Origin of the sequence: Mesorhizobium sp. M1E.F.Ca.ET.041.01.1.1 (genome assembly GCF_003997355.1) — a bacterium.
In the GTDB taxonomy this organism is placed as follows: Bacteria; Pseudomonadota; Alphaproteobacteria; order Rhizobiales; family Rhizobiaceae; genus Mesorhizobium.
Genome location: NZ_RZSL01000422.1, coordinates 1 through 5,487 on the forward strand (window position 1 = coordinate 1; position 5,487 = coordinate 5,487).

3 protein-coding genes and 4 pseudogenes are annotated in these 5,487 nt (G+C 57.0%); all 7 read right to left on the reverse strand.

What is annotated here, in order from left to right:
* Positions 1-596 (reverse strand): annotated as a pseudogene (locus EOA38_RS26590) (transposase); the annotation flags it as partial.
* Between the two features lie 315 nt (positions 597-911).
* A complete protein-coding gene (locus EOA38_RS26595) occupies positions 912-1,688 on the reverse strand; it encodes an SDR family oxidoreductase (RefSeq protein ID WP_210212989.1) in 777 nt (258 codons plus the stop codon).
* 508 nt (positions 1,689-2,196) lie between these two features.
* Positions 2,197-2,427: pseudogene (locus EOA38_RS26600) on the reverse strand (IS5/IS1182 family transposase); the annotation flags it as partial.
* A 1-nt stretch (position 2,428) separates the two neighbouring features.
* A pseudogene (locus EOA38_RS26605) lies at positions 2,429-2,725 on the reverse strand (DDE-type integrase/transposase/recombinase); the annotation flags it as partial.
* Between the two features lie 113 nt (positions 2,726-2,838).
* Complete coding sequence (locus EOA38_RS26610) at positions 2,839-3,837, reverse strand: phosphotriesterase-related protein (RefSeq protein ID WP_127300629.1); 999 nt, start codon at positions 3,835-3,837, stop codon at positions 2,839-2,841.
* Positions 3,838-3,913: 76 nt separating this feature from the next.
* Positions 3,914-4,510 (reverse strand): annotated as a pseudogene (locus EOA38_RS26615) (IS6 family transposase).
* A 197-nt stretch (positions 4,511-4,707) separates the two neighbouring features.
* Positions 4,708-5,370, reverse strand: a complete 663-nt coding sequence (locus EOA38_RS26620; protein ID WP_127300630.1) for a GntR family transcriptional regulator — start codon at positions 5,368-5,370, stop codon at positions 4,708-4,710.
* Positions 5,371-5,487: the final 117 nt, after the last annotated feature.

Here is a 5,487-nt window from a genome sequence, read left to right on the forward strand (position 1 = left end):
GATCAGCGCCAGCTTGAAGACCCCACATAGCTCTGGCGCAAATGGAGCCCCTTCCTCTTGGCCAGCCGCACCAGCCGCTCGCGCGCCGGGTGGATGAGCTTGGCGTCGGTCGGGAACATGACGTTCTTCGGCTGCACGGTGGTGTCGACGATCACCTGGCGCGTGTCGGCCGGCTTCATCGCCCCGGTCTTGACCGCAAGGCTGATGCTTTCCTGCAACAGCGCCATGATCCGCTCCTCGCCCATGCGGCTGCGCCAGCGCGTCATCGACGAGCGGTCGAACGGCAGCGTGTGGCAGAAGAACGTCTCACCGGTGACGTACTGGAAGTAGGGGTTCTCCACCCAGCGCTCGCACAGCACCTCGTCCGACAGGTTGAAGGTGTGCTTGAGGATCGCCAGCCCCGCCATCAGCCGGGTCGGCAGCGGCGGCATGCCGGGGCCGTCCGAATAGACGGCGCCGAAACGCTCCTCCAGCACCGGCCAGTCGATCGCCTTCGCCAGCCGCACCAGCTCGTGCTTCATGTTGATGATCTGGTCGAGCCTGGAGCGGAACAGATCCTGCTCTCCCGTCTCGCGCTTCTCGCGTGGCCTGGACATTCACCGTCCCCTCGATTCGCCGCCGCCGAACCGAGTGAATCACGCTCCGCAGCACAAGGGAATCGCAAAACCGAATTGCAGGAAAACAGCGCCCAAATACCGCAAAGCTTGCAATTCCAAACCTGCCGTCCGCCTTAATCAACCTGCCAGATCAATGGCTTGCGGATAGTTCACGGTCGACCATAGAGCCCGCCGCGCCCACGCGCGCCTGCCAATCATGCGGCCTTCGTCGTTCTCGTCGTATGCGTACAGTGAATGTTCCGCCGGTGGCACATGCTAGCCAGCGTTTATCCCTACGAATTAGGTAGGCCTGTTTTAGTCTTCCCACTCGACGTTGCCACAGACGCTTACGCATTGCCCGGTTACATGTTTGGCTCCTTCCGAGGATAGGAAGAGAGCCATCTCCCCGATTTCAGTCGGATCGATCTTTGTCCTCATGGAGATAAAGGAGAGGCGCCGCTGCAGGGCCTCCTCGTATGTGACACCGTGGCTCTCGGCTCGCTTCTGCATGAGCATGCGCCCCCGCTCGTTCTCGATCGATCCTGGCGAGATCGTGTTGCAACGAATGTTGAAAGGCCCGAGCTCGCGAGCCAAGTTCTTCGTCAAGCCTTCGACCGCAAATTTTGAGACAACGTATGGGGTTCGTTTCGGCAACCCTGTCCGGGTGGATGTCGTGCTGATGTTGATGATAGACCCTTTCTTTTGTTCCTTCATTCTAGGCACGAAGCGTCGCACGACGTTGAAGGTGCCTGTGACGTTGACAGCAAACACGCCAGCCCAGTCGTCATCGCTGAGCTCCTCGACGAACTTGCTCGGTCCGCCGATTCCTGCATTGTTTATGATTGTATCGACGCCTCCCAGATCGCCCTCAATCGTTTGAGCGAGTTCGTCGACGTCTGACGGCGACGAGATATCGGCGCGGCAGGCCCTTAAGTCTGGGTGCTCGCGAGATGCTCTCTCGAGCGCATCGGGATCGATATCGCAAACGTAAACCTGAGCACCTGATCTCAGGAATACCTTGGCGATAGCCAAGCCGATCCCGTTCGCGCCCGCAGTTACGAGCACGCGATGGTTGTCTGAAACGTCTGACAACAGTTTTCTCCTCATTCGGTTAGTGGATTATGCCTTGTTCGGCCGTCCGGATCGGCCCGGGGTGTGAACGCCGGGATCGCTGCCACCAAGGACTGTGCGCAGGAGGTTGCGTACTTGTATCCCGATTTTGGGCAGGTTCTCTTTCACGACAGCGCCACTTGGTCGAAGTAGCCTGCCTTACCGGTCGAGTAGATCAGCGATGCTGTAAATCCACTTGCACCACCCAAGAGGCTTTTCGCCTTCCCAATATCGGTATTAAATACTGTGAGTGCGGCATGTCGGATCCATAGAGCTTCTTTTCACGGCCTTGGTATATTTTCTGGAAAATGTCGTCATATGGCAGCGCCCAAGCAACTGGACACCTCGAACCACCGGCATTTCCGGAGGGAGTGGTGCGCAATGAGGTTGTGAACAGTCTGATGCGCGGCGGTGGCTGGATTTTGGTCGTTGGGGCTCATGCTGGTTGCCGATTTCGGCATCGCGGCGGCGTTTTCCGCCGCTCTCGCCGTCATGCGAACGCAGTTCGCCCCTGGTGCCAAACGAAGCGGGTGAGATTGTAGGCGAGGTTGGCCATGCCGATCTTGGTGCGGGCGTGAGCGATGACAAACAGGCCCATGCGTGATTTCTGTTGCGCGAAGACGTGCTCGATGAAAGCGCGGATCTTTGAGCGCCGGCCATTGGCCCGTGCCATCGCCTCGCTCATCGGCCGGCCTTTCGGCTTCTTGTGATGAATGTCGGAGACGGCCATTGCGTGCCAACGCTTTTGTATAGAAACGCTTGGCGGCCGGCAAATCCCGGTATTTACTGAACCAGAACTCGACCGTGTCGCCGACGCTGTAGATGGCGCGATAGAGGTGCATCCATCGCCCGCGGACCGGCGCGAAATGAACGACCCACCGATGGATCATTGAATGATCGACACTAATGCCACGCTCCGCCATCATTTCTCGAAGATCGCGTAGGCTCAGTGCGTAGGCCCGATACCAGCGAATGCAAAGCAAGATCACAGATTGGTCGAAACGACGGCCTTTGAACATCTCAACTCCTCCGGGGTACACCGGAGCCCAATACCATGCGCCTCGTTACCAATAACTTTGCAACACATCCATTGCCGCCACTAGCGGCTTAGTTCAATCTGCAAACATGAGAGCTATTTCCGCGAGCTTTTCGGCAGAAACTCGCCGGCAAAGAAGCGTCGCGGGTTGTCCACTAGCATAGATTCGACGTCCGACTGGCTGACACCTCGGGCGTGCAGCATCGGGATAAAATCGGTAAACAAGTAGGTGTGAGCCTGATAGAGTCCTTGTGACTTGAGGTATTCAATCTTTGCAATATATGCGGGAGTGACCGGTTTAATGAACTTACCGAGCCTACAGCAGATGCGGTCCATGCTCATCATGATCTGCGTCCGAAAGCCGTTGCGCACAAGTGTCGCTATGTTATCTGCGCGGACGTCGTCCGGTCGATAGTAGAACAATCCAATTTGATCGAAGCCGACGTAAGAGCCAGCATCGACAATGCGGCGATGGTACGCGGGATCGACGTTGCAGCAGCTATGGCCGATCAGGCAGCGATGGGCGGGGACACCGCCAGCCGCAAACAGTTGCTGCTGTTCTGGCCCTGCGCAGCCGTCTGTCGTGTGAGTTATGATCGGCACCCCGGTTGCTTTATGGGCTATGCAAGCGGCCTCAAGGAACTTCTTCTCCTGCGCGCTAATAAACGCGCCAGTCGAGACCTTAATGGCCCCCGCCTTCACACCGGTATCGCCGATGCCTTGGGTGATCTCGCGCACGTAAAGCTCTGCGATCTCATCGACGGCACGTGCGCGCCAGTAGATGGGGAGGCCCAGTCCCTCGTAGTAGAACCCAGTGGTGCACACGATGTGTACGCCGGATTTTTCGGAAACCTCCTTCATCGCTTTAACGTCACGGCCGAGTTCGATCGGACAGGGATCAACGAAGGTGTTCACGCCATGCTCGGTGCGGAGTTTCACCAGACGTCGAACTGCCTCCTTGATGAATTCCGAGCGGTCGAATTTCACTAGCGGATCGAACTGTGCACCAGGAAAGGCGATGAACAGATGCTCGTGCATAAGTGTGCGACCTAGACTCTCGACAGGGATCGGCCCTGTTGCTGTCTGAACCCTCATGGCTTGGTCCTCTCTATAAGCTACACGTTACTTAGCTAAGGGGGCGCTGCTACGCTAGGATGTCTCGATAGTGAGCCTATGACAGCGTATTGCTGAGAAAGTGGAACCAGTTGGCACTCGGATCATGGATGGAAACGAAACGCTGACGTGCCGACTTGAAGCGTTTCATGATCCTATCCCGTCGTCGGGTCGGCTGGTTGTTCGACACCGGGCATGAGGTCGCGCCTGGCGACATCATAGGACCGGAGCTTGTCGGTGATCATGACCCGTGTGTCTGCCCTTGAGCCTTCAGCGACTTGCGCATCCGACGCTTTGCCGCCTTGGCATTTCGGCGGCTTTGCACCAGTACTTCGAGTACGAAGCCGTTCTTATCGACGGCACGCCAGAGCCACTGCTTCTTGCCATTGGTGGCCACCACACATTCGTCGAGATGCCATTTGTCGCCCAGTAGCCAGCTGACTGTTGCTTGATCTCCCGGGCGAACTGCCGTCCGGATTTCTGCGCCCAGCTTCGGATGGTGTGATGCGTGACGATGATGCCGCGGGCCGCCAGCATGTCCTCAATCATGCGCAGGGTAAGCGGAAAGCCAAAGTGGAGCCATGCCGCGTGCGGCAATGATCTCGGCGGGAAAGCGGTGGCGATGATAGAGCGGATCACGAACAAATTCTGATATGGCCCATTTACGCACATCTTCATCAGCCGTCGGTTAGCTTTACGATGCCGCCGCAACTGCTCGCGTCGCGTAGAGGAAGGCAAATCAAAATACCGCAGTCGATTGCATTGCGCCTTGCCGGCAATCGGATTCGACAAGGTGGACGACATCATCACTGACCCATGATGTTGCAAATCCATGATCTCAAACATTCTTTTCTATTCACGCTCTAGGATTTGTAGGATTTTCAGACGACCGGTGCGTATATAATTGACGATCGCGGCCTGGGCGGCGGCAGTGTTTCTTGCCTTCAGTGCAGCAATTGCGGCGTCTTGAAATCTCTCACCGTCGTTGTCTTCTCCCCAATATGCGAGAAGCCCCAGTGTGGGGCCCATTGTCACCCAAAGATTGTCGATAATCGCCAGAAGTCTGGGCGCTTTCGACTGGGCATACAGTGCGAAGTGGAACTTGGCGTTTGCCGCAATCTTCTGCCTAATGTCGTGAGACCTCCGATGCCTGCAATAGGCAAGATGATGCTGCTCCAACTCGCGAATGAAGGTCGCCGAGGCATTTTCCGCCGCAAGTTCCGCTGCCCATCCTTCAAGATTGACGCGGATCTTCGTGATTTCCTCCAAATCTGAGCGCCCTAGGCTTGGAGCGACAATGGTCTTTGGACCTGCCATCGACAGGCTTTCCTCGGACACGAGGCGCGTGACTGCCTCTCTGACGGGCGTAACGCTGACGCCCAGTTGAGAGGCTACAGCGCGGTGCGTGATCTTCTCACCGGGCCGATAAACGCCGGATCTGATGCTTTCACGCACTATGCGATATACCCTATCGGACAGGGTCGTCGTCTGTGGATGTTCGCCCAGATCTTTCATTAGTAGGCGCACCGCCGACGGCGCGAGTTTGCCGTCCTCAACGAGACTGGACTAAAAGGCAGAATTGTTCGCGCATTCACAGCAATGTCCTCGCCTTGACCACCACCTCCGCAGAAA

Coding starts and splice junctions, on each gene's coding strand:
- EOA38_RS26610 (WP_127300629.1), bottom strand. CDS start 3,837: ATGAGGGTTCAGACAGCAACAGGGCCGATCCCTGTCGAGAGTCTAGGT.
- EOA38_RS26620 (WP_127300630.1), bottom strand. CDS start 5,370: ATGAAAGATCTGGGCGAACATCCACAGACGACGACCCTGTCCGATAGG.